The following is a 22,468-nucleotide window of genomic DNA, read 5'->3' on the forward strand; positions in this document are numbered from 1 at the left end:
GCCGAACACAGAAGTTAAGCTCCTTAGCGCCGATGGTAGTTGGATTTACGTTCCGCTAGAGTAGGACGTTGCCAGGCAATTAAATCGTATGGATGCGATGAGCCGATATTGAGACCGAAAGGTCTCTTTTTTTTGTCTATTTCTAAGTAAAAGAAAATGAATAAAACTCAAGCCGAAGGCAAAAAGAAAGTAAACTAAAAGAAAAAACGGCACAAACTTCGGAGAGAACACGTTAGCGTCTATTTAGCTTTGCGAAGAGAAAGCGATTGAAGCTGATGAATTGAGGAAAGAGAGCAGCGAGTTTAGTTGGGCTAAATGAGCCAACGAGAAACGAAAATGAAGAAAGATGCGAACGCTTGCCTCAAAGCAAAGGAAGCTCCATAGCGCCGATGGTAGCAGATTACATTCCGCTAGAGGATGAGCCGATATTGAGGCCTAAAGGTTTCTTTTTTTATGCCTATTTTTATAATATGATTGAATTAAATACACGCGGGGGGATATTATGATTCAATCTATAAATCACATTACTTTTTCAGTATCAGATATCAAAGCATCTATAAAATTTTATAGAGATATTTTAAAAGGTAAAATTTTAGTAGAAGGTGATCATACTGCATATTTTACAATCGGTGGTATATGGATTGCTTTGAATGAAGAAACTAATATACCTAGAAATGAAATACACAGTTCGTATACACATATAGCTTTTACTATCGAAGAAATTGAATTTGAGGATTGGTACAAATGGTTAAAAGCAAATGGGGTCTATATATTGGAAGGTCGTGAGAGAAATAAAAGAGATAAAAAATCAATTTATTTTACTGATCCAGATGGTCATAAATTAGAACTACACACTGGCACATTGCAAGATAGGTTAGAATATTATAAAGAAGAAAAAAGACATATGAAATTTTATGAATAAGGCAAAAAGTTTAATTGTTTAAATAAATTTCTACCATAAATTAATTACTTAACTTCTGATGTATTCTTTTAATTGATTATTTTTATCTTTAATTCCAAGTATTTTTGATATACAATCAGATATAGGCGCAATTTCTCTCCTTATTGTTGGTTTAAGGCACTTACAATTATAGAGATATTTGCGCCATTTTTATATTCTTAAAGACATAAAAAATCGAACTGATTTTTTCATCAGTTCGATTTAGTATAGAACCAGATTAAGCAATACATGTTGCTCAATCTCTTTTTTGTTGAAAGGAAATGTCTCTTATCACTTCTGTTCCAATCAATTACTTTACTTCTCTCATATCGTTAATGCTTTAATTAAAGTATCGGTATGGGATTCAAGTTGATCGTTAGGAATACCACCAAAACTTAGTATAAATTTCGGTTCATATTGGGGTTGATTGTCATAGTTATAAACATTCAATTTTAATTTTAGCTGTTGTGCTCGTTCTAGACATTCTTCTAACGTCAATCCATTTTTAACCGTAAGAGTAAAGTGCATGCCTGTAAAAGCGCCTTCGATTTGAAGTTGATGATGATAAGGTGTGAGTTTATCTAAAATATAGCTTAGTTTCTCTCTATAAATTTTACGCATTTTATTTAAATGTCTTTCGAAGCTTCCTGAAGACATAAAATTAGCAATGATTTGTTGAATATGAACAGGTACAGTATTACTTTCTTTATGGCCCATAGCATGATATTCACTTAACAATGTATTAGGTAAGACTATGTAAGCAATACGACAACTAGGATACAGTGATTTAGAAAATGTACTTATATAAATTACTTTGTCTTTTTTATCTAAATTTTGTAGTGCTGGAATAGGTTTGCCGTAATATCTGAATTCTGAATCGTAGTCATCTTCAATAATATAGCGACTGACTTTTTGGTGTGACCATTTTATGAGCTGAGTGCGCTTTTTTAAATTCATTACATATCCGGTAGGAAATTGATGTGAAGGTGTTATATATAAAATATCATTATTTGAATTAAGTACTTCACTAGTGTTAATTCCATCTTCTTCGACAGTAGCTTGTATATAAGGGCGTTGTTGCTTATCTAATACATGCTTAATTGGTGGATAACTTGGTTTTTCTATAATAAATGATGAATCATTAAGAAGTTCTATTACCATATTTAATAACTGTTCGGTAGAAGAACCAATAATGATTTGATTAGGATGACATGACACACCTCTACTGTTAAACAAGTAATGTGCTATTTGTTGACGTAACGCAATCTCCCCCTGTAAATCTCCTTTTTCTAAAAGTTCTAATTGATCGTCCTCGAAGACTTCTTTCGCATATTTTCTAAATAAATGAAGTGGAAAATACTCTGCGTCAATTTCTGCTAAATTAAAATAATATTGATAGTCGGTATCAGCGGTATTAGGAGTATCTTCAATCGTATGAGTATCACGTACATTAATAATAGGTAGAGATTGAATATCTGAAACATAATAACCTGAACGTGGTTTTGAATAAATAAAGCCTTCATCTAGTAATAATTGGTAAGCATGTTCAATAGTGGTGTGACTTAATGACAAATGTTCACTAAGTTGGCGTTTAGAAGGAAACTTATCATCTGACTGATATTGTCCTTCTATAATTTGATTTTTCAATTTTTTATACAATGATAAATATAACTTTTGTTTTTTAGACATATAAAACTGGCCCCTATATTTATAAATAAATTGCACCTTTTTAAATATCAGTTTATATCATAAAATGGGTTTAATCAATTGGAAAAGGGGTTTATTGTATGTCTAAAATTGTAGGATCTGAACGAGTTAAACGAGGAATGGCTGAAATGCAAAAAGGCGGCGTTATTATGGACGTTGTTAATGCAGAACAAGCTAAAATTGCTGAAGAAGCAGGCGCTGTAGCAGTAATGGCTTTAGAACGTGTACCATCTGATATTAGAGCAGCTGGTGGAGTAGCACGTAGCGCTAATCCTAAAATTGTAGAAGAAGTAATGAATGCAGTGTCTATCCCTGTTATGGCTAAAGCACGTATTGGTCATATTACTGAAGCACGTGTATTAGAAGCTATGGGAGTAGACTATATTGATGAGTCTGAAGTTTTAACACCTGCTGACGAAGAATATCATTTAAGAAAAGACCAATTTACAGTTCCATTTGTTTGTGGTTGCCGTAATTTAGGTGAAGCTGCTCGTCGTATTGGCGAAGGTGCAGCAATGTTACGTACTAAAGGGGAACCAGGTACTGGTAATATTGTAGAAGCTGTTAGACACATGAGAAAGGTTAACTCTGAAGTGAGTCGCTTAGTAGTAATGAATGATGATGAAATCATGACATATGCGAAAGACTTAGGTGCGCCTTACGAAGTATTAAAACAAATTAAAGATAACGGTCGTTTACCAGTCGTTAACTTTGCAGCAGGTGGCGTGGCGACACCTCAAGATGCAGCGTTAATGATGGAATTAGGCGCTGACGGTGTGTTTGTAGGTTCAGGAATTTTCAAATCAGATGATCCTGAAAAATTTGCTAAAGCAATCGTACAAGCCACTACACACTATCAAGATTACGAACTTATTGGAAAATTAGCTGCTGAGCTAGGTACTGCAATGAAAGGTTTAGATATTAACCAAATTTCATTAGAAGAACGTATGCAAGAGCGTGGTTGGTAATATATGAAAATAGGTGTATTAGCGTTACAAGGTGCGGTACGTGAACACATTCGTCACATTGAACTTAGTGGTCACGAAGGCATTGCTGTAAAAAGAGTTGAACAGTTAGACGACATCGATGGATTAATTATTCCTGGTGGAGAATCTACCACTTTAAGACGATTAATGGATTTATATGGTTTTAAAGAAAAGTTACAACAATCTGACTTACCAATGTTTGGTACTTGCGCAGGTCTCATCGTGCTTGCTAAAGACGTGGAAGGCGAAACGGGTTATTTAAAGAAATTAGATATTACAGTAGAGCGTAACTCATTCGGTAGACAAGTTGATAGTTTTGAAGCTGAGCTCGATATTAAAGGTATTGCTGAAGATATTGACGGCGTATTTATTAGAGCCCCTCATATTTCTAGTGTGGAAAATGGGGTAGAAATATTGAGTTCTGTTGGAGATAAGATTGTTGCCGTTAAACAAGATAAATATTTAGGTGTTTCTTTCCATCCTGAACTAACGGATGATTATAGAGTGACACAATATTTTATAGACCATATGGTAAAGTAAAATAGTATGACAAAAGGAGGCTACTCAATTTCGAGTAGCCTCCTTTTTAAGAATAAAGCTTTTGTGATAATGTATCTTATTAAATAAAGAAACCTGCGATTGTTGCTGAAATAAATGATACTAATGTCGCACCAAATAATAACTTAAGACCAAAGCGAGCTACGACGTCACCTTTTTCAGAGTTAAGTGATTTAATGGCACCTGAAATAATACCAATTGAGCTAAAGTTAGCGAATGATACTAAGAATACTGATGTAACACCTTTCGCATGCTCAGAGATGCCTTTAAGGTCACCTAGTGATTGCATCGCAACGAATTCGTTAGATAATAATTTAGTCGCCATAACTGAGCCAGACTGTACTGCATCTTGCCAAGGTACACCAGCTAAGAAGGCTAATGGAGCAAAGACGAAACCAATTAATGTTTGGAAGTCCCAATTAATAGTACCGCCAGAGATTAGGCTGAATATACCGCCTACAATACCATTTAATAATGCAATAATAGCGATATAACCGATTAACATTGCGCCTACGATAACGGCAACTTTGAAACCGTCTAAAATGTATTCCCCTAACATTTCGAAGAACGATTGATTTCTAGTTTCGCTTTCATCAACTAATAGTTTATCTTCTTCTTCATTAACTTTATAAGGGTTAATGATAGATGCGATGATGAAACCACCGAATAAGTTTAATACTACGGCAGTAACGACATATTTAGGTTCAATTAGACTGAAGTAAGCACCAATGATTGACGCTGAAACAGTAGACATTGCCGAAGCCGTTAAAGTATATAAACGGTGTTTAGGTATGTAAGGTAATTGTTTTTTTAAAGAAATGAAAACTTCTGATTGTCCTAAGATTGCTGCTGCAACTGCATTGTATGATTCTAAACGTCCCATACCGTTGATTTTAGAGATTAAGAATCCTAAAACATTAATAATCCATGGCAAAATTCGAGTATATTGTAAAATACCGATCAATGCTGAAATAAAGACGATTGGTAACAGCACGTTAAAGAAGAATGGTGGATTTTTTGGATCGACATATTTAAATCCGCCAAATACAAAGTTAACCCCTTCTGCTGCTTTCTGTAATAAGTAGTTAAATCCCTCTGAAATGCCACCGATAACTGTAATACCTGCTGTTGTTTTTAATAAAATGAACGCAAAAACAAGTTGGATAACAAGCAATATACCCACATATTGCCAACGAATATTTTTTCTGTCAGAGCTAAATAAGAATGCAAGCGCTAAAAAGAAAATAATCCCAATAATCCCAATGAGAATATGCATAACTCTACTCCTTTATCTTTTATTTACCTAATATAATACATTAAATTAGTAAATGTAACATCCTAATTTTTTAATAATTAAAAAACAAATTGGTTGAAAAAGGTCAAAGATGCTCCTATAATATAGTCAAAGAAGGTCAAAAGAGGTGGTAAATCATGCACAACATGTCTGACATCATAGAACAGTACATTAAAAAATTATTTGAAGAAACTAATGAAGACGTGGTAGAAATTCAACGGGCAAATATTGCTCAACGTTTCGACTGTGTACCTTCTCAATTAAATTATGTTATTAAAACAAGATTTACAAATGAACATGGCTATGAAATAGAAAGTAAACGTGGTGGCGGAGGTTACATCCGAATCACTAAAATTGAAAATAAAGATGCAACAGGATATATTAATCATTTAATGCGTTTAATAGGCCCATCAATCTCACAACAACAGGCATATTACATTATAGATGGTCTATTGGATAAAGGCTTAATTAGTGAAAGAGAAGCTCGAATGATTCACGTCATTGTCGATCGCGAAACATTAAAAATGGATGTGGTGGCACGAGATATCATTAGAGCTAACATCTTGAAACGATTATTACCAATTATTAATTACTATTAATAGAGAAAAAGCGAGGTGTCTATGTGTGCTTTGCGAAAATTGTCATTTAAATGAAGCAGAGGTTAAACTCACAGTTAAAAGTAAAGAAGGAACTTCTGAAAAATGGGTATGTTCAATATGTGCAGAGGGTGATAACCCTTGGCAACAGAATGACTCTACTTCCTCATATTCACAGTTCCAGGATGACATTGAAGAAGCATTTGTCGTAAAACAAATATTGCAACATTTGGCGGCTAAACATGGAATTAATTTTCATGAAGTAGCTTTTCAAGAAGAAAAACGATGTCCTACATGTAACATGACGTTAAAAGATATTGCGCATGTAGGGAAATTTGGATGTGCCAATTGTTATGCGACGTTTAAAGATGACATTGTAAACATTGTGAGACGTGTGCAAGGAGGACAAATTGAACACGTAGGTAAAACACCTCGTTCTTCGCATAAGAAACTTGCAATCAAGAAACAAATTGAAGAAAAAACGAAGTATTTAAATACCTTAATTGAAGAACAAAACTTTGAAGAGGCAGCGGTAATTCGAGATGAAATTAAGGCTTTGAAAGAGGAGAGTGGGGTGGAACCTAATGAGTGATATTAATACGCCTATAAGTGAATGGATGAAAGAAACTGCCGAGTCACCGATTGTAATGTCATCGCGTATTCGATTAGCCAGAAACTTAGAGAATCATGTTCACCCGTTAATGTTTCCATCTGAGCAAGCCGGCTTTAGGGTCATCAACGAAGTTCAAGATGCATTACCAGATTTATCGCTTATGCGTCTCGATATGATGGATCAACAGAATAAAATGAAGTTGGTAGCTAAACACCTAATTAGCCCAGAGTTAATTAAACAGCCAGCTTCAGCAGTATTGTTAAACGAAGATGAGTCGATAAGTATTATGATTAATGAAGAAGACCATATTCGTGTTCAAGCAATGGGTAATGACTTAACGCTTCATGAGCTATATGACAAAGCTTCTGAGATTGATAATACACTCGATGAATCTTTAGAGATTAGCTATGACGAGCAGTTAGGATATTTAACCACATGTTCAACAAATATCGGTACGGGTATGCGAGCAAGTGTAATGCTCCACTTACCTGGCTTGTCTATAATGAAGCGTATGAACCGTATCGCCCAAACGATAAATCGTTTCGGTTTTACGATTCGAGGTATATATGGAGAAGGCTCACAAGTTTATGGCCATATTTACCAAGTTTCAAATCAACTCACACTTGGTAAAACAGAAGAAGAGATTATTGAAAATTTAACTGAAGTTGTTCAACAGATAATTAATGAAGAAATACAAATTCGTGAACGTTTAACTCAATATAATGAACTTGAAACATTAGACCGCATCTACCGCTCACTCGGTATTTTGCAAAATTGTCGAATGATTTCAATGGAAGAAGCATCTTATCGATTAAGTGAAGTGAAATTAGGAATTGATTTAGGATACCTTACTTTAGAAGATTTTAAGTTTAATAAATTAATGGTAAGTATTCAATCGGCATTCCTATATAACGATGAAGATGAAACTATATCAGTAAATGAAAAAAGAGCGGATATATTAAGGGAACATATAAAATAGGAGGTACAAAGATATATGCTATTTGGTAGATTAACTGAACGTGCGCAACGTGTTTTAGCACATGCACAAGAAGAAGCAATTCGCTTGAACCATTCTAATATCGGTACAGAACACTTATTACTTGGATTGATGAAAGAACCAGAAGGTATTGCAGCTAAAGTATTAGAAAGTTTCAATATCACTGAAGATAAAGTCATCGAAGAAGTAGAGAAACTAATTGGTCACGGCCAAGAACAAACAGGTAAATTGCACTATACACCAAGAGCGAAGAAAGTAATTGAACTTTCAATGGATGAAGCGAGAAAGTTACACCATAATTTTGTAGGTACTGAGCATATTTTATTAGGTTTAATCCGTGAAAATGAAGGCGTAGCAGCTCGCGTATTCGCTAATCTAGATTTAAACATTACTAAAGCACGTGCTCAAGTTGTTAAAGCTTTAGGTAGCCCAGAAATGACTAATAAAAATGCAACAGCTAACAAATCAAACAATACGCCAACTTTAGATAGCTTAGCACGTGATTTAACAGTAATAGCTAAAGACGGTACGTTAGATCCAGTAGTCGGCAGAGATAAAGAAATTACACGTGTCATTGAAGTGTTAAGCCGTCGTACTAAAAACAACCCTGTACTCATTGGTGAACCTGGTGTAGGTAAAACAGCGATTGCAGAAGGTTTAGCACAAGCAATTGTGAATAGTGAAGTACCAGAGTCACTTAAAAGTAAACGTGTAATGTCATTAGATATGGGTACGGTTGTAGCTGGTACTAAATATCGTGGTGAATTTGAAGAACGTTTGAAAAAAGTAATGGAAGAAATTCATCAAGCAGGTAATGTTATTTTATTCATTGATGAATTGCATACGTTAGTAGGTGCCGGTGGTGCTGAAGGTGCTATCGACGCTTCAAATATTTTAAAACCAGCGTTAGCACGTGGTGAATTACAATGTATCGGTGCAACGACTTTAGATGAATATCGTAAAAACATCGAAAAAGATGCTGCGTTAGAACGTCGTTTCCAACCTATTCAAGTAGGTGAGCCTACTGTAGAAGATACTATTGCTATCTTAAAAGGCTTACGTGACCGTTACGAAGCCCATCACCGCATCAATATTTCTGATGAAGCAGTTGAAGCGGCTGCAAAATTAAGTAACCGTTACATTTCAGATCGCTTCTTACCAGACAAAGCGATTGACTTAATAGATGAAGCTAGTTCAAAAGTACGACTAAAAAGTCATACAACACCTAATAACTTAAAAGAAATTGAACAAGAAATCGAAAAAGTTAAAAATGAAAAAGATGCAGCTGTACATGCACAAGAATTTGAAAATGCAGCTAATTTAAGAGATAAACAAACTAAATTAGAAAAACAATATGAAGATGCTAAAAACGAATGGCAAACTTCACAAGGTGGTCAGTCTACATCACTATCTCAAGAAGATATTGCAGAGGTTATTGCAGGATGGACTGGTATCCCATTAACTAAAATTAATGAAACTGAATCAGATCGCTTATTAAACCTAGAAGATACACTGCATAGTCGTGTTATCGGTCAAAACGATGCTGTAACATCTATCAGTAAAGCGGTACGTCGTGCACGTGCAGGCTTAAAAGACCCTAAACGTCCAATTGGTAGCTTTATCTTCTTAGGACCAACAGGCGTAGGTAAAACTGAATTAGCACGCGCTCTAGCTGAATCAATGTTCGGTGAAGAAGATGCAATGATTCGTGTCGACATGAGTGAGTTTATGGAGAAACATGCAGTGAGCCGTTTAGTCGGAGCGCCTCCAGGCTATGTAGGTCATGATGATGGTGGCCAATTAACTGAAAAAGTAAGACGCAAACCTTATTCAGTTATTCTATTCGATGAAATTGAAAAAGCACATCCAGATGTATTCAACATTCTTTTACAAGTATTAGATGATGGTCATTTAACAGATACAAAAGGTCGTCAAGTAGACTTCCGTAACACTGTGATTATTATGACATCAAACGTTGGAGCACAAGAATTACAAGACCAACGTTTTGCAGGATTCGGTGGCGGTTCAGAAGGTCATGACTACGAAACAATTCGTAAAACAATGATGAAAGAACTTAAAAATGCATTCCGTCCAGAATTCTTAAACCGTGTAGATGATATTATCGTCTTCCACAAATTGTCTAAAGATGAATTAAAAGAAATTGTAACGATGATGGTTAATAAATTAACTAAACGTCTTTCAGAACAAGACATTAATATCAAAGTTACTGATAAAGCGAAAGAAAAAATCGCCGAAGAAGGTTATGACCCTGAATATGGTGCACGTCCATTAATCAGAGCTATCCAAAAAACAGTAGAAGATAACCTTAGTGAATTGATTTTAGATGGCAATAAAATTGAAGGTAAAGAAGTTATCATCGATCATGATGATAAAGAATTTAAATATGACATCCATGATAGAGACACTGCATCTTCAAAAGATGAAAAAGAAACATCTGAAACTGAAGCATAGAACAATGCCGTAGTAGAAGAGTGAGACAGAAATCTTTATAATTAAGATTTCTGTTCTCGCTTTTTTTATTTTAATATTGAAAATAAAAGCTCAATTAAAAAGTGAAAGCATTACATAAAGGTCTTTAGCCTCTTATCTGTCTTTACATTTGTCATTATTATCCTATACATATAAAATAGATTTGTTCAAAGAAAAATCGGAGGTGCAATTTTGGCCAAAAAGAAAGTAATTTTCGAATGTATGGCTTGTGGCTATCAATCTCCAAAATGGATGGGTAAATGTCCGAATTGTGGCGCATGGAACCAAATGGAGGAAATTGTAGAGAAAGCTTCAAATCCTAAACATGGCGTGAAGGCGAAAGAGTCGAGCGCAAAAGTACAAAAATTAAACAGTATTAAGCATGAAGCAACTCCAAGAGTACAAACAGCATCGACAGAATTTAACCGCGTATTAGGCGGAGGAATTGTTAGTGGATCTTTAGTATTAATCGGCGGGGACCCAGGTATTGGGAAGTCCACGTTATTACTACAAATTTGCGCATCATTATCACAAAAGTTGAATGTTTTATACATAACAGGTGAAGAATCACTCAATCAAACTAAATTACGTGCTGAGCGTTTAGAAGAAGATTCGAGTAATTTAAATGTTTTAGCTGAAACAGACTTAGAAGTTATTCACCAGACCGTTCAACAAGAACAACCCGACATATTAGTCGTGGATTCGATTCAAACTATTTATCACCCTGAGATTAGTTCGGCACCTGGTTCAGTATCACAAGTTCGAGAAAGTACACAGAGCTTGATGAATATTGCTAAACAAATGAATATTGCGACTTTTATTGTCGGACATGTAACGAAAGAAGGTCAAATTGCTGGACCACGTTTATTAGAACATATGGTAGATACGGTATTGTATTTTGAAGGTGATGAACACCATGCTTACCGAATTTTGAGAGCAGTTAAAAACCGCTTTGGTTCAACTAATGAAATGGGCATTTTCGAAATGAAACAAAGTGGTTTAAAAGGTGTTCAAAACCCATCTGAAATGTTTTTAGAAGAACGTTCGACCAATGTACCTGGTTCGACAATTGTAGCAACTATGGAAGGCACACGACCGTTACTTATTGAAGTACAGTCTTTAGTAACACCAACTACCTTTAACAATCCACGACGTATGGCTACAGGTGTTGACCATAATCGATTGAGTTTATTAATGGCAGTTCTAGAGAAGAAGGAGAATTATTTACTTCAACAACAAGATGCCTATATCAAAGTAGCTGGTGGCGTACGTTTAACTGAACCGGCAGTAGATTTAAGTATCATCGTAGCAACAGCTTCTAGCTTTAAAGACAAAGCAGTAGATGGCTTAGATTGTTATATTGGTGAAGTCGGCTTAACGGGAGAAGTGAGACGTGTATCTCGTATCGAACAACGTGTGCAAGAGGCAGCTAAGTTAGGATTTGAAAGAGTGGTTATTCCACAAACTAATATCGGAGGATGGACGTTTCCTGAAGGTATTCGCGTAGTAGGTGTGTCTACCGTTCATGAAGCGCTTAAATATGCGTTTAAATCTTAAATAGGATAGCAAAAGAGGTGAAATTTATGAAAGTTTTAAAAGGAATAGTAGTCATTATCTACATTATTCTTGGAGCTGCTCTTGGTATTTTGTTAATACCAGAAATAGTGCGTGACTTAAATATTAATAACTATCCTATTTTAACCAATTATTACGTTGATGGTTTAATTGGTATACTTCTTTTCTTCCTAATATTTGGATTATTTATTAATAAAGTTACACGTACGCTTAAAACGGTGGAACATTGGATTATGCGACGTAGTGCAGTAGAAATTTTATTTGCGACACTAGGTCTAATCATCGGACTATTTATTTCAGTAATGGCGTCCTTTATTTTAGAAATTATTGGCAACTCTATCTTAAACCATCTGATACCGCTCATTATCACACTCTTATTGTGTTATTTGGGATTCCAATTTGGTTTGAAAAAGCGCGACGAGATGTTGTCGTTTTTGCCTGAGAATATGGCGCGCTCTATGTCTAAAAGCAATGTCAGCGCAGTGCCTAAATTATTAGACACAAGTGCAATTATTGATGGTCGTATTTTAGATATTATACGATGTGGGTTTATTGACGGTGAAATTCTCATTCCACAAGGCGTGATTAATGAATTACAGGTAGTGGCTGATGCCAATGATAGTGTTAAACGTGAAAAAGGACAACGTGGTTTAGATATCTTAAATCAATTACATGACTTAGATTATCCGACACATGTGATTCATCCACAAACATCGCATAGTGACATAGACGAATTATTAATTAAGTTAGCTCAGACATATCATGCCCATGTTATTACAACTGATTTTAACTTGAATAAAGTATGTCATGTACAAGGGATTAAAGCGTTGAATGTTAATGATTTATCTGAGGCGATTAAACCGAATTTACACCAAGGCGACCACATTAATATTCTACTTACGAAAATGGGCAAAGAGCCTGGTCAAGGCGTAGGTTATCTTGATGACGGCACAATGGTTGTTGTCGATAATGCTAAGCAACTTGTAGGTAAACATGTCGATTTAGAAGTGATTAGTTTATTACAAACTTCTTCAGGACGTATTATATTTGCTAAAAAGATAGACGATATAGTGTAGGCATGGCATAGCGTTTCATGTGAAACGTTGGCTTTAGTGCGACACTTTTCAAAAATAAAGTCCGGGATTATGTCGGCTTAAAGAAGTAGTGATGAACGGAAGTTGAGCAAGAACATGTGACTTATCAAAGTACATATTTAGTGCTACAATAATGTAGAAATGCGAAGTTTTATCTAAGATGAGAATGGAGAGGAAAGTTATTCGAAAACGAGTCATTAATGATGGTTTGGGATAGCTTTTTTCTAATGGAAAGAAGATGTTTCTTAACGAGTTATAAATACGAAGGTAAGACGTTTAATATCCGTCAATATTAGATAAAATGAACGAATTCGTTATTTAAGAATAAATCAATATTATAGGAGTGAATATAATGAGTGAACGCGTAAGAGTGAGATATGCGCCAAGTCCAACTGGATACTTACACATTGGTAATGCGAGAACAGCATTATTTAACTATTTATTTGCTAAACACTACGATGGTGATTTCGTCGTACGTATAGAAGATACAGATAGTAAACGTAACCTTGAAGATGGTGAATCTTCACAATTTGATAATTTAAGATGGTTAGGACTAGACTGGGACGAATCTATCGACAAAGATAAAGGTTATGGTCCTTATCGTCAGTCTGAACGTGGAGATATTTACAATCCATTAATTCAACAATTATTAGATGAAGACAAAGCTTATAAATGTTATATGACTGAAGATGAGTTAGAAAAAGAACGTGAAGAACAATTAGCACGTGGTGAAATGCCTCGTTATGGTGGTAAACACGCTCATTTAACTGAAGAAGAACGCCAACAATTTGAAGCGGAAGGTCGTAAACCGGCAATTAGATTCCGTGTACCTCAAGATCAAACGTATACGTTCAATGACATGGTTAAGGGTGAAATCTCATTTGACTCTAACAATATGGGCGACTGGGTTATTGTGAAGAAAGATGGTATTCCAACTTATAACTTTGCAGTAGCAATCGACGATCATTATATGGAAATTACAGATGTTATCCGTGGAGATGACCACGTGTCTAATACACCTAAACAATTAATGATTTATGAAGCATTTGGTTGGGAACCACCTCGTTTCGGCCATATGTCATTAATTGTTAATGAAGAACGTAAAAAATTAAGTAAACGTGATGGTCAAATCTTACAATTCATCGAGCAATACCGTGATTTAGGATACTTACCAGAAGCATTATTTAACTTTATTACGTTATTAGGTTGGTCACCTGAAGGCGAAGATGAAATTTATTCTAAAGAAGAATTTATTAAAATCTTTGATGAAAAACGTCTTTCTAAATCACCAGCAATGTTTGATAGACAAAAACTTGCTTGGGTTAACAACCAATATATGAAGACTAAAGATACTGAAACAGTATTCCAACTTGCATTACCTCATTTAATTAAAGCAAACTTAATTCCTGAAGATCCTAGCGAAGAGGATCAAGATTGGGGTCGCAAACTTGTAGCACTTTATCAAAAAGAAATGAGTTATGCTGGAGAAATTGTGCCATTATCTGAAATGTTCTTTAAAGAAATGCCTGAATTAGGCGAAGAAGAACAAGAAGTGATTAATGGAGAACAAGTTCCAGAATTAATGAGTCATTTATATGGCAAATTAGAAGCTTTAGAACCTTTCGAAGCTGCTGAAATTAAGAAAACAATAAAAGAAGTTCAAAAAGAAACAGGCATCAAAGGTAAACAATTATTTATGCCTATCCGTGTAGCGGTAACTGGCCAAATGCATGGACCTGAATTACCAAATACGATTGAAGTATTAGGTAGAGATAAAGTTTTATCACGTTTAAAACAATACGTTTAAAAATGAGCAGATGTAATTTTTTAAAGGTGAAAATTAAATATAATTAGACTTGAAAAATTATCCTAAAGCTCATATGATTAGGTTGAAAGTGTTTCAAAGGATTAGTAAATATATGACCATGAATTCAGAGAGTGTGCGGTTGCTGTGAGCACATCATAGTCGATATTGAATGCACCTTTGTATAATTTAAGTTAATAAAGAAATGAGTATGATAAAGACTTGCTAGGTAATCGACTTGAAAGTTGATTATTGTTGAGTATGTCTTGTCTAAAATACAGAGTGGAACCGTGCGATAGCGCCTCTAGCATCTATTACAGTGTTAGGGGCGCTATTTTACTAATCTATTTGAAGTTTTAGTAGTTGAAAGAGTTGGATTTATTACTTTTTAAAAAACTGAGGGGGCGACAGTCTTGATAAAAAGAATTAGAGACGATGTGAAAATGGTATTTGAACAAGATCCAGCAGCACGTACAACGTTTGAAGTGATTACAACATATGCGGGTTTACATGCGGTGTGGAGTCACTTAATTGCGCATAAATTGTATAATAAAAAACGGTATGTATTAGCTAGAATCATATCTCAAATTTCACGATTTTTCACAGGGATTGAAATTCATCCAGGTGCTAGAATTGGCAAACGTTTATTCATTGACCACGGCATGGGGGTAGTTATTGGAGAAACATGTACTATTGGAGATAATGTGACGATTTATCAAGGCGTAACATTAGGTGGTACGGGTAAAGAAAAAGGTAAACGACACCCAGATATTGGCGACAATGTATTAATAGCAGCAGGATCAAAAATTTTAGGCAATATTCAAATCGATTCAAATGTTAATATCGGCGCAAATTCAGTTGTTTTACAATCAGTTCCAAGCTATACAACTGTTGTCGGTATTCCAGGTCATATTGTTAAGCAACAAGGTAAACGCATTGGTAAAACATTCGATCACCGTAATTTACCTGACCCATTATATGAACAAATTAAGCAACTAGAGAAACAACTTGAAAAAGCTAAGAACGGAGAGATTAAAGATGATTACATTATATAATACATTAACTCGTCAGAAAGAGACGTTTAAACCTATCGAACCAGGTAAGGTAAAAATGTATGTATGTGGTCCAACAGTATATAACTATATCCACATTGGTAACGCGCGACCAGCAATTAACTATGACGTCGTACGTCGTTATTTCGAGTACAAAGGCTATGAAGTAACTTATGTTTCAAACTTCACAGACGTTGACGATAAATTGATTAAACGTTCTAAAGAATTGAACGAAAGCGTACCTGAAATTGCTGATAAATATATTAAAGCGTTTTATGAAGATGTAGGTGCTTTAAATGTAAAAAAAGCGTCTTCTAATCCACGTGTAATGAATCATATGGATGAAATTATTGCATTTATTAAAAAATTAGTTGATGAAGGCTATGCCTATGAAAGTGACGGTGACGTTTACTTTAGAACTCGTGAGTTTGAGGGCTATGGTAAATTAAGTCATCAATCTATCGACGATTTAAAAGTAGGCGCACGTATTGAAGCGGGTGAACAAAAAGAAGACGCCCTAGACTTCACACTATGGAAAAAAGCGAAACCAGGTGAAATAAGCTGGGAAAGTCCATTTGGCGAAGGTCGTCCAGGCTGGCATATTGAATGTTCAGTTATGGCGTATCACGAATTAGGCAAGACGATTGATATCCATGCTGGGGGATCAGATTTACAATTCCCACACCATGAAAATGAAATCGCTCAATCAGAAGCGCATAACCATGCGCCATTTGCGAACTATTGGATGCACAATGGATTCATTAATATTGATAATGAAAAAATGAGTAAATCACTAGGCAACTTTATTTTAGTACACGACATAATCAAAGAAGTTGACCCAGACGTCTTACGTTTCTTTATGATTAGTGTCCATTATAGAAGTCCTATTAACTATAATTTAGAACTTGTTAATGCGGCTAAGAGTGGTTTAGAACGTATTCGTAATAGCTATAAATTGATCGAGGAACGAGAAGCAATAGCTACAGATATTGCAGACCAATCTAATTACGTTGAACAAGTAGATCATATTTTGGAACAATTCGAAACGGTTATGGATGATGACTTTAACACTGCCAATGCAGTTACAGCTTGGTACGACTTAACTAAATTAGCAAATAAATATGTGTTAGAAAACACAACGTCTACTAAAGTGATTCAACGATTTAAAGACGTTTATCAAATCTTTAGTGATGTGCTTGGCGTTCCACTTAAAGGGAAAGAATCTGACATGTTACTTGATGAAGATATCGAAAAATTAATCGAAGAACGTAATGAAGCACGTAAGAACAAAGATTTTGCGCGTGCAGATGAAATTAGAGATATGTTAAAAGAACAAAATATTATTTTAGAAGATACGCCACAAGGTGTGCGTTTCAAACGTGGTTAAGATGAATATTAGATTATTAAATCCTTTAACTTTGGCTTATATGGGCGACGCCGTGTTAGATCAACATGTAAGAGAATATATTGTGCTTAAGTTACAAAGTAAGCCCAATCGTTTACATCACGTTTCAAAAAGCTATGTGTCTGCTAAGAGTCAGGCACAAACGCTTGAAACGCTTATTGAAACAGGTTGGTTTACAGATGAAGAATTAGACATTGTGAAACGAGGACGCAATGCTAAAAGTCATACGAAAGCTAAAAATACAGATATACAAACATATCGTAAAAGTTCAGGCTTAGAAGCAGTGATAGGCTTTTTATATTTAGAACATCAAGAAGATAGATTGAAGAATTTACTTGATACGATTGTTCAAACAGTGAATGAAAGGTAGTGAGAACAATGGAAGATATCGTAATTGTCGGTAGACATGCTGTAAAAGAAGCAATTGTTTCTGGCCATACAATAAATAAGATTTGGATTCAAGAAGGTATTAGAAAGCAACAAATCAATGACATTTTACAAAATGCAAAAGAGCAAAAATTGATTGTTCAAACAGTACCAAAATCTAAAATAGATAATTTAGCAGATGCACCTCATCAAGGGGTAGCAGCATTAATTGCTCCATACGAATATGCAGATTTTGATCAGTTTATTAAAACTCAAAAAGAAAAAGAAGGTCTATCAACTGTTGTCATTTTAGACGGTTTAGAAGATCCTCATAATTTAGGTTCAATTTTAAGAACAGCGGATGCAAGTGGCGTTGACGGTGTTATCATTCCTAAAAGACGCTCAGTAGCACTAACACAAACAGTGGCTAAAGCTTCAACTGGAGCGATTCAACATGTTCCCGTTATGCGTGTCACTAACTTATCGAAAACGATTGATGAGTTAAAAGACAATGGTTATTGGGTAGCCGGAGCCGAAGCGGATAACGCAACTGATTATAGAGACATGGCAGCTGATATGCCATTAGCAATTGTTATTGGCAGTGAAGGCCAAGGTATGAGTAGACTCGTTAAGGATAAATGTGACTTCTATATCAAGATTCCAATGGTAGGTCATGTAAATAGTCTGAATGCCTCTGTAGCAGCAAGTTTAATGATGTATGAAGTATATCGTAAAAGACATCAAGTCGGAGAACAAGCATGAAGGATAGATACTTAATCATTGATGGCTATAACATGATAGGCCAATCACCTGAGCTTAGTAGGATTGCTCGAGACAATTTGCAAGAGGCACGAGAACAACTCTTAGACGCTATCGCCAATTATAACGCCGTAGTAGCAGATGAAATTGTATGTGTGTTCGATGCATATGAACAATCTGGTATCGAAAGAGAATACATTTATCATGGTGTTAAGACGGTCTTCACTAAGGAAAAGGAAACAGCAGATAGCTATATAGAATGCTATGTTTATAACCTATATAATAAACATACAACGCATATTACAGTGGTAACGAGTGATATGAGTGAGCAACATGCTATTTTCGGAGCTGGTGCATACAGAGTATCTTCTAGAGAAATGTGGCGTGATTTAAAAGAAAACGAAATTACGGTAAGTAAATCGTTAGACAACATAATTGAAAGTAAACCAAGAACTCGAATTTCGTTATCTAATGATGTACTTGCAGAATTTGAGAAAATTAGACGTGGCAACCATAAAAAGGACTAAAATAGCGCTCTTGCAAGTTAAAGATTGTTTCATATAAACTATGGCTAATTTAACGCGAAAGGTATAGTTTATGGTGCAACAATTACAACTAGAAGAGCTATTTAAACAATTTCAATGTAGTCATAATGCTTGTGAGCGAGAACGAGTATTCACTCAAATCGTTTGTCACTTACAACCTATTCTTTTTATAAAATTTAAAAGTTTAGGTACTGTTGAAGAAGATCTTAAAGATTTGATGCAAGAAATAATGATTAGAATTTATTTGGCTTTACCAACATTTGATTTTAATATGGGGATACCGTTTGAACATTATTTGAATTGTATAGTTTATTCGATGAAGAAAGATTTTTGGAGAAAAAAATATACTGAACTTCATAAGCAAGATACATTTATTAATGAATACATCGTGACTTATCAATCGAATCATTTTGCAAAGAAAACGGAAGAAGCATATCTAAGACAAGAACAAAGAGAACAATTAGAACGTAGTTTGGGTCGTTTGAGCAAGTTGGAAAGCCGTGTGGCTAAGCTAATGTTATTGGATTATTCGCCAATAGAAATAGCCAAGGCATTAGGTGTGAAAGATAAAGTAGTTTACAATACTATTCAACGTTGTAAAATGAAAATGAAAGATTATTTAACAAAATATTATGATTCAATGCAGTAGTCTTGCTGATGGTTGAAGATTGAGTGAAAAGCTCTTATTTTAAGTAGAATGTATCGGGCTTTCAAACTATAGCCGTTTGACATTTAATGTTAGATTTATGTATAGTATACTGGTGTTAAAATGAGCAAAGGTGAATAGTAGTGAAAAAAGTACCTTTAATTTGTGAGGTTTGCGGTAATAGAAATTATACCGTTCCGAAAAACGAAAAATCTGCAATAAGATTAGAGTTAAAAAAGTATTGTTCAAGATGTAATGCACATACGATTCATAAAGAGTCAAAGTAATAGCGAACAATGTTATTATAGCGAATGGCTAATTAAGCGTGAGTGTGGAGGTAATTTTGATGGCTAAAGATAAAGGCACAGGTAAAGAAAAAGAAAGTTTCTTCCAAGGCGTAAAAAGTGAAATGGAAAAAACAAGTTGGCCTACAAAAGAAGAACTTTTTAAATATACTGTAATTGTAGTATCTACAGTAATTTTCTTCATGATCTTTTTCTGGGTATTAGACTTAGGTATTGGTAATTTAATAGAATTATTTAGATAAGAGTAAGGAGTGACAACATGTCTGAAGAGGTTGGCGCAAAGCGTTGGTATGCTGTGCATACATATTCTGGATATGAGAACAAGGTTAAAAAGAATTTAGAAAAAAGAGTAGAATCAATGAATATGACAGAACAGATTTTTAGAGTTGTCATACCAGAAGAAGAAGAAACCCAAGTTAAAGATGGTAAAGCTAAGAAACAAGTTAAAAAAACATTTCCTGGTTACGTATTAGTAGAATTAGTAATGACAGATGAGTCATGGTACGTAGTACGTAATACACCAGGTGTTACAGGTTTCGTAGGTTCAGCTGGAGCTGGATCTAAACCAAACCCATTACTACCTGAAGAAATGAGATTCATTTTAAAACAAATGGGACTTAAAGAAAAAACAATCGACGTTGAATTAGACGTGGGTGAACAAGTTCGAATTAAATCAGGTCCATTTGCTAACCAAGTCGGTGAAGTTCAAGAAATCGAACCAGATAAATTCAAATTAACTGTACTGGTAGATATGTTTGGTAGAGAAACACCAGTAGAAGTTGAATTTGATCAAATCGAAAAGCTATAAAAGATAGAGTTGAGGCATTAATATAAAAATGGCTCAGCTTTAGTTTTGGTATTAGTTGACTGTGAAGAAGGTACGTTGAAACCGTACTTTCTTCATCTCTAGTCAACTTTGCCATGGCGAGACGACGAAGTCTTTGGAATTTGGCAGTAGTTGTCTGAAATGAAGAGGCGCTCGAGCCTCACTTTCTTCATTCCTAGTCAACCTTGCCGGGGTGGGACGACGAAATCTTTGAAATTACATTAGATTTCTATCCCACTCCCTATATTTATGTCAACGCTCTCACTGAAATACAAATAAAGATGAAATTTTACTATTGCTTTTTACGTATATTCAGTGTTAAAATAATGTGGTCGCGTTTTTATAACGCTCATTTCGTCACGAAATGTTTATGAGTGGGAGGGCAAAACTGAGCCCTGTGACCACATCACGATATCAAGGAGGTGCACATCGTGGCTAAAAAAGTAGAAAAAGTAGTTAAATTACAAATTCCTGCAGGTAAAGCAAACCCAGCACCACCAGTTGGTCCAGCATTAGGTCAAGCAGGTGTGAATATTATGGGATTCTGTAAAGAATTCAATGCACGTACGCAAGAACAAGCAGGTTTAATCATTCCGGTAGAAATCAGTGTATATGAAGACCGTTCATTTACATTCATTACTAAAACTCCACCGGCTCCAGTACTACTTAAAAAAGCAGCTGGTATTGAAAAAGGTTCTGGTGAACCTAACAAAACTAAAGTTGCTACAGTAACTAAAGATCAAGTACGTGAAATTGCTCAAAGCAAAATGCAAGACTTAAACGCTGCAGACGAAGAAGCAGCTATGCGTATTATCGAAGGTACTGCTCGTAGTATGGGTATCACTGTACAATAATTATCGAATACAAAAGTTTAACTTTGAAATAACTGATAGACGATAGCAGGTAACAGAAATGACAACGAATCATATTGTCTATGATTAGTCTGAGAAATGAGTAAACTTTTATTAGTTTACAAAAAGTTAAGGCATTCATCTGTTATCTGCTCTTAACTTGTGTGACACACAAGTAAGCGTGGGAGGAAATTCCGCTAAAACCACTAAAGGAGGAACAATAAATGGCTAAAAAAGGTAAAAAGTATCAAGAAGCAGCTAATAAAGTTGATCGTACTCAACACTATAGTGTTGAAGAAGCAATTAGCTTAGCTAAAGAAACAAGCATTGCTAACTTTGATGCATCAGTTGAAGTAGCTTTCCGTTTAGGAATTGATACACGTAAAAATGACCAACAAATCCGTGGTGCAGTAGTGCTACCAAACGGTACTGGTAAATCACAACGTGTATTAGTATTTGCTAAAGGTGACAAAATCACTGAAGCAGAAGAAGCAGGAGCAGATTACGTAGGTGAATCTGACTATGTACAAAAAATCCAACAAGGTTGGTTCGACTTTGACGTAGTAGTAGCTACTCCAGATATGATGGGCGAAGTTGGTAAATTAGGTCGTGTATTAGGACCTAAAGGATTAATGCCTAACCCTAAAACTGGTACAGTAACTATGGATGTTAAAAAAGCTGTAGAAGAAATCAAAGCTGGTAAAGTTGAATACCGTGCTGAAAAAGCTGGTATCGTACATGCTTCAATCGGTAAAGTTTCATTTAGCGATGAAAAATTAGTTGAAAACTTCAAAGCTTTACAAGACGTTTTAGCAAAAGCTAAACCATCTTCAGCTAAAGGTACTTACTTCAAATCTGTTGCTGTAACTACAACAATGGGTCCTGGAGTTAAAATTGATACTTCATCATTCAAATTATAATTTAAATTAATGATATAGATAAAACTGGTAGTGTGCATGCACCGCCAGTTTTTTTGAAAATTAACTACTATCAAACAAACTAACTAACTTTCAAGATAAAAATATTTTTGAAAAAAAGGTTTGACATGTAGTAGTAATA

General features: G+C 35.0%; 23 protein-coding genes. 21 read left to right on the forward strand and 2 right to left on the reverse strand.

The features are described 5' to 3' along the window. The first annotated feature begins 502 nt into the window (after window positions 1-502). Window positions 503-922 carry a FosB/FosD family fosfomycin resistance bacillithiol transferase gene (fosB, locus tag FH144_RS09420; protein ID WP_198610816.1) on the forward strand — a complete coding sequence of 140 codons (420 nt, stop codon included), beginning with the start codon at window positions 503-505 and terminating at the stop codon, window positions 920-922. A 342-nt stretch (window positions 923-1,264) separates the two neighbouring features. Here fosB and pdxR read toward each other — a convergent pair whose 3' ends face one another. Then, complete coding sequence (gene pdxR / locus FH144_RS09425; RefSeq protein ID WP_242315391.1) at window positions 1,265-2,629, reverse strand: MocR-like pyridoxine biosynthesis transcription factor PdxR; 1,365 nt, start codon at window positions 2,627-2,629, stop codon at window positions 1,265-1,267. Window positions 2,630-2,727: 98 nt separating this feature from the next. Between pdxR and pdxS the strand changes: the two genes are divergently transcribed. Next, window positions 2,728-3,615, forward strand: coding sequence for a pyridoxal 5'-phosphate synthase lyase subunit PdxS (gene pdxS, locus FH144_RS09430; protein ID WP_107507820.1), 888 nt, complete (start codon window positions 2,728-2,730; stop codon window positions 3,613-3,615). A 3-nt stretch (window positions 3,616-3,618) separates the two neighbouring features. Next, window positions 3,619-4,173 carry a pyridoxal 5'-phosphate synthase glutaminase subunit PdxT gene (pdxT, locus tag FH144_RS09435; RefSeq protein ID WP_242315393.1) on the forward strand — a complete coding sequence of 185 codons (555 nt, stop codon included), beginning with the start codon at window positions 3,619-3,621 and terminating at the stop codon, window positions 4,171-4,173. A gap of 79 nt (window positions 4,174-4,252) precedes the next feature. On the opposite strand, the gene FH144_RS09440 is transcribed toward pdxT, so the two are convergent. Further along, window positions 4,253-5,467: a NupC/NupG family nucleoside CNT transporter gene (locus FH144_RS09440; protein WP_242315395.1), complete on the reverse strand. Its 1,215-nt coding sequence runs from the start codon at window positions 5,465-5,467 to the stop codon at window positions 4,253-4,255. 155 nt (window positions 5,468-5,622) lie between these two features. On the opposite strand from FH144_RS09440, the gene FH144_RS09445 reads away from it, so the two are divergent. From FH144_RS09445 to rplA, 18 genes are all read left to right on the forward strand, one after another. Beyond that, a complete protein-coding gene (locus FH144_RS09445) occupies window positions 5,623-6,084 on the forward strand; it encodes a CtsR family transcriptional regulator (RefSeq protein WP_107507823.1) in 462 nt (153 codons plus the stop codon). A 25-nt stretch (window positions 6,085-6,109) separates the two neighbouring features. After that, the gene (locus FH144_RS09450) at window positions 6,110-6,673 is read left to right on the forward strand and encodes a UvrB/UvrC motif-containing protein (RefSeq protein WP_242315398.1); all 564 of its coding nucleotides are present in this window, start codon (window positions 6,110-6,112) and stop codon (window positions 6,671-6,673) included. After that, window positions 6,666-7,673: a protein arginine kinase gene (locus FH144_RS09455; RefSeq protein WP_242315400.1), complete on the forward strand. Its 1,008-nt coding sequence runs from the start codon at window positions 6,666-6,668 to the stop codon at window positions 7,671-7,673. Before FH144_RS09450 ends, FH144_RS09455 begins: the two co-directional genes overlap by 8 nt. A gap of 15 nt (window positions 7,674-7,688) precedes the next feature. Beyond that, complete coding sequence (locus FH144_RS09460; protein WP_242315402.1) at window positions 7,689-10,163, forward strand: ATP-dependent Clp protease ATP-binding subunit; 2,475 nt, start codon at window positions 7,689-7,691, stop codon at window positions 10,161-10,163. Window positions 10,164-10,373: 210 nt separating this feature from the next. Next, window positions 10,374-11,738: a DNA repair protein RadA gene (gene radA / locus FH144_RS09465; protein WP_242315403.1), complete on the forward strand. Its 1,365-nt coding sequence runs from the start codon at window positions 10,374-10,376 to the stop codon at window positions 11,736-11,738. A gap of 26 nt (window positions 11,739-11,764) precedes the next feature. Beyond that, window positions 11,765-12,832 (forward strand): PIN/TRAM domain-containing protein, encoded by a 1,068-nt coding sequence (locus FH144_RS09470; protein ID WP_242315406.1) that lies wholly within the window; start codon window positions 11,765-11,767, stop codon window positions 12,830-12,832. A gap of 370 nt (window positions 12,833-13,202) precedes the next feature. Beyond that, the gene (gene gltX, locus FH144_RS09475; RefSeq protein ID WP_242315408.1) at window positions 13,203-14,657 is read left to right on the forward strand and encodes a glutamate--tRNA ligase; all 1,455 of its coding nucleotides are present in this window, start codon (window positions 13,203-13,205) and stop codon (window positions 14,655-14,657) included. Between the two features lie 410 nt (window positions 14,658-15,067). Beyond that, window positions 15,068-15,709 carry a serine O-acetyltransferase gene (gene cysE, locus FH144_RS09480; protein WP_107507830.1) on the forward strand — a complete coding sequence of 214 codons (642 nt, stop codon included), beginning with the start codon at window positions 15,068-15,070 and terminating at the stop codon, window positions 15,707-15,709. Further along, complete coding sequence (gene cysS, locus FH144_RS09485; protein WP_242315417.1) at window positions 15,693-17,093, forward strand: cysteine--tRNA ligase; 1,401 nt, start codon at window positions 15,693-15,695, stop codon at window positions 17,091-17,093. Before cysE ends, cysS begins: the two co-directional genes overlap by 17 nt. A 1-nt stretch (window position 17,094) precedes the next feature. Next, window positions 17,095-17,481: a Mini-ribonuclease 3 gene (locus FH144_RS09490; RefSeq protein WP_242315419.1), complete on the forward strand. Its 387-nt coding sequence runs from the start codon at window positions 17,095-17,097 to the stop codon at window positions 17,479-17,481. 8 nt (window positions 17,482-17,489) lie between these two features. Continuing rightward, window positions 17,490-18,239: a 23S rRNA (guanosine(2251)-2'-O)-methyltransferase RlmB gene (rlmB, locus tag FH144_RS09495; RefSeq protein WP_107507832.1), complete on the forward strand. Its 750-nt coding sequence runs from the start codon at window positions 17,490-17,492 to the stop codon at window positions 18,237-18,239. Then, window positions 18,236-18,763 (forward strand): NYN domain-containing protein, encoded by a 528-nt coding sequence (locus tag FH144_RS09500; RefSeq protein ID WP_242315421.1) that lies wholly within the window; start codon window positions 18,236-18,238, stop codon window positions 18,761-18,763. The genes rlmB and FH144_RS09500 overlap by 4 nt, the downstream gene beginning before the upstream one ends. 70 nt (window positions 18,764-18,833) lie before the next feature. Next, window positions 18,834-19,430: a sigma-70 family RNA polymerase sigma factor gene (locus tag FH144_RS09505; protein ID WP_242315424.1), complete on the forward strand. Its 597-nt coding sequence runs from the start codon at window positions 18,834-18,836 to the stop codon at window positions 19,428-19,430. Window positions 19,431-19,570: 140 nt separating this feature from the next. Beyond that, complete coding sequence (gene rpmG, locus FH144_RS09510) at window positions 19,571-19,714, forward strand: 50S ribosomal protein L33 (protein WP_107507835.1); 144 nt, start codon at window positions 19,571-19,573, stop codon at window positions 19,712-19,714. A gap of 59 nt (window positions 19,715-19,773) precedes the next feature. Then, entirely contained in the window at window positions 19,774-19,974 is a 201-nt protein-coding gene (gene secE / locus FH144_RS09515; protein ID WP_107507836.1) for a preprotein translocase subunit SecE, read from the forward strand. A gap of 17 nt (window positions 19,975-19,991) precedes the next feature. Continuing rightward, window positions 19,992-20,540 (forward strand): transcription termination/antitermination protein NusG, encoded by a 549-nt coding sequence (gene nusG / locus FH144_RS09520; RefSeq protein ID WP_103166436.1) that lies wholly within the window; start codon window positions 19,992-19,994, stop codon window positions 20,538-20,540. A 449-nt stretch (window positions 20,541-20,989) separates the two neighbouring features. After that, the gene (gene rplK, locus FH144_RS09525) at window positions 20,990-21,412 is read left to right on the forward strand and encodes a 50S ribosomal protein L11 (protein ID WP_103166435.1); all 423 of its coding nucleotides are present in this window, start codon (window positions 20,990-20,992) and stop codon (window positions 21,410-21,412) included. A gap of 221 nt (window positions 21,413-21,633) precedes the next feature. Further along, complete coding sequence (gene rplA, locus FH144_RS09530) at window positions 21,634-22,329, forward strand: 50S ribosomal protein L1 (protein WP_103166434.1); 696 nt, start codon at window positions 21,634-21,636, stop codon at window positions 22,327-22,329. Window positions 22,330-22,468 lie beyond the last annotated feature (139 nt).

This window comes from Staphylococcus sp. acrmy, assembly GCF_022690565.1.
Lineage (GTDB): Bacteria > Bacillota > Bacilli > Staphylococcales > Staphylococcaceae > Staphylococcus > Staphylococcus caledonicus.

Excerpts from the sequence above, each read along its gene's own strand:
- fosB (WP_198610816.1), top strand. The coding sequence starts at position 503 with ATGATTCAATCTATAAATCACATTACTTTTTCAGTATCAGATATCAAA.
- pdxR (WP_242315391.1), bottom strand. The coding sequence starts at position 2,629 with ATGTCTAAAAAACAAAAGTTATATTTATCATTGTATAAAAAATTGAAA.
- pdxS (WP_107507820.1), top strand. The coding sequence starts at position 2,728 with ATGTCTAAAATTGTAGGATCTGAACGAGTTAAACGAGGAATGGCTGAA.
- pdxT (WP_242315393.1), top strand. The coding sequence starts at position 3,619 with ATGAAAATAGGTGTATTAGCGTTACAAGGTGCGGTACGTGAACACATT.
- FH144_RS09440 (WP_242315395.1), bottom strand. The coding sequence starts at position 5,467 with ATGCATATTCTCATTGGGATTATTGGGATTATTTTCTTTTTAGCGCTT.
- FH144_RS09445 (WP_107507823.1), top strand. The coding sequence starts at position 5,623 with ATGCACAACATGTCTGACATCATAGAACAGTACATTAAAAAATTATTT.
- FH144_RS09455 (WP_242315400.1), top strand. The coding sequence starts at position 6,666 with ATGAGTGATATTAATACGCCTATAAGTGAATGGATGAAAGAAACTGCC.
- FH144_RS09460 (WP_242315402.1), top strand. The coding sequence starts at position 7,689 with ATGCTATTTGGTAGATTAACTGAACGTGCGCAACGTGTTTTAGCACAT.
- FH144_RS09470 (WP_242315406.1), top strand. The coding sequence starts at position 11,765 with ATGAAAGTTTTAAAAGGAATAGTAGTCATTATCTACATTATTCTTGGA.
- gltX (WP_242315408.1), top strand. The coding sequence starts at position 13,203 with ATGAGTGAACGCGTAAGAGTGAGATATGCGCCAAGTCCAACTGGATAC.
- cysS (WP_242315417.1), top strand. The coding sequence starts at position 15,693 with ATGATTACATTATATAATACATTAACTCGTCAGAAAGAGACGTTTAAA.
- FH144_RS09490 (WP_242315419.1), top strand. The coding sequence starts at position 17,095 with ATGAATATTAGATTATTAAATCCTTTAACTTTGGCTTATATGGGCGAC.
- rlmB (WP_107507832.1), top strand. The coding sequence starts at position 17,490 with ATGGAAGATATCGTAATTGTCGGTAGACATGCTGTAAAAGAAGCAATT.
- FH144_RS09500 (WP_242315421.1), top strand. The coding sequence starts at position 18,236 with ATGAAGGATAGATACTTAATCATTGATGGCTATAACATGATAGGCCAA.
- FH144_RS09505 (WP_242315424.1), top strand. The coding sequence starts at position 18,834 with ATGGTGCAACAATTACAACTAGAAGAGCTATTTAAACAATTTCAATGT.
- secE (WP_107507836.1), top strand. The coding sequence starts at position 19,774 with ATGGCTAAAGATAAAGGCACAGGTAAAGAAAAAGAAAGTTTCTTCCAA.
- nusG (WP_103166436.1), top strand. The coding sequence starts at position 19,992 with ATGTCTGAAGAGGTTGGCGCAAAGCGTTGGTATGCTGTGCATACATAT.
- rplA (WP_103166434.1), top strand. The coding sequence starts at position 21,634 with ATGGCTAAAAAAGGTAAAAAGTATCAAGAAGCAGCTAATAAAGTTGAT.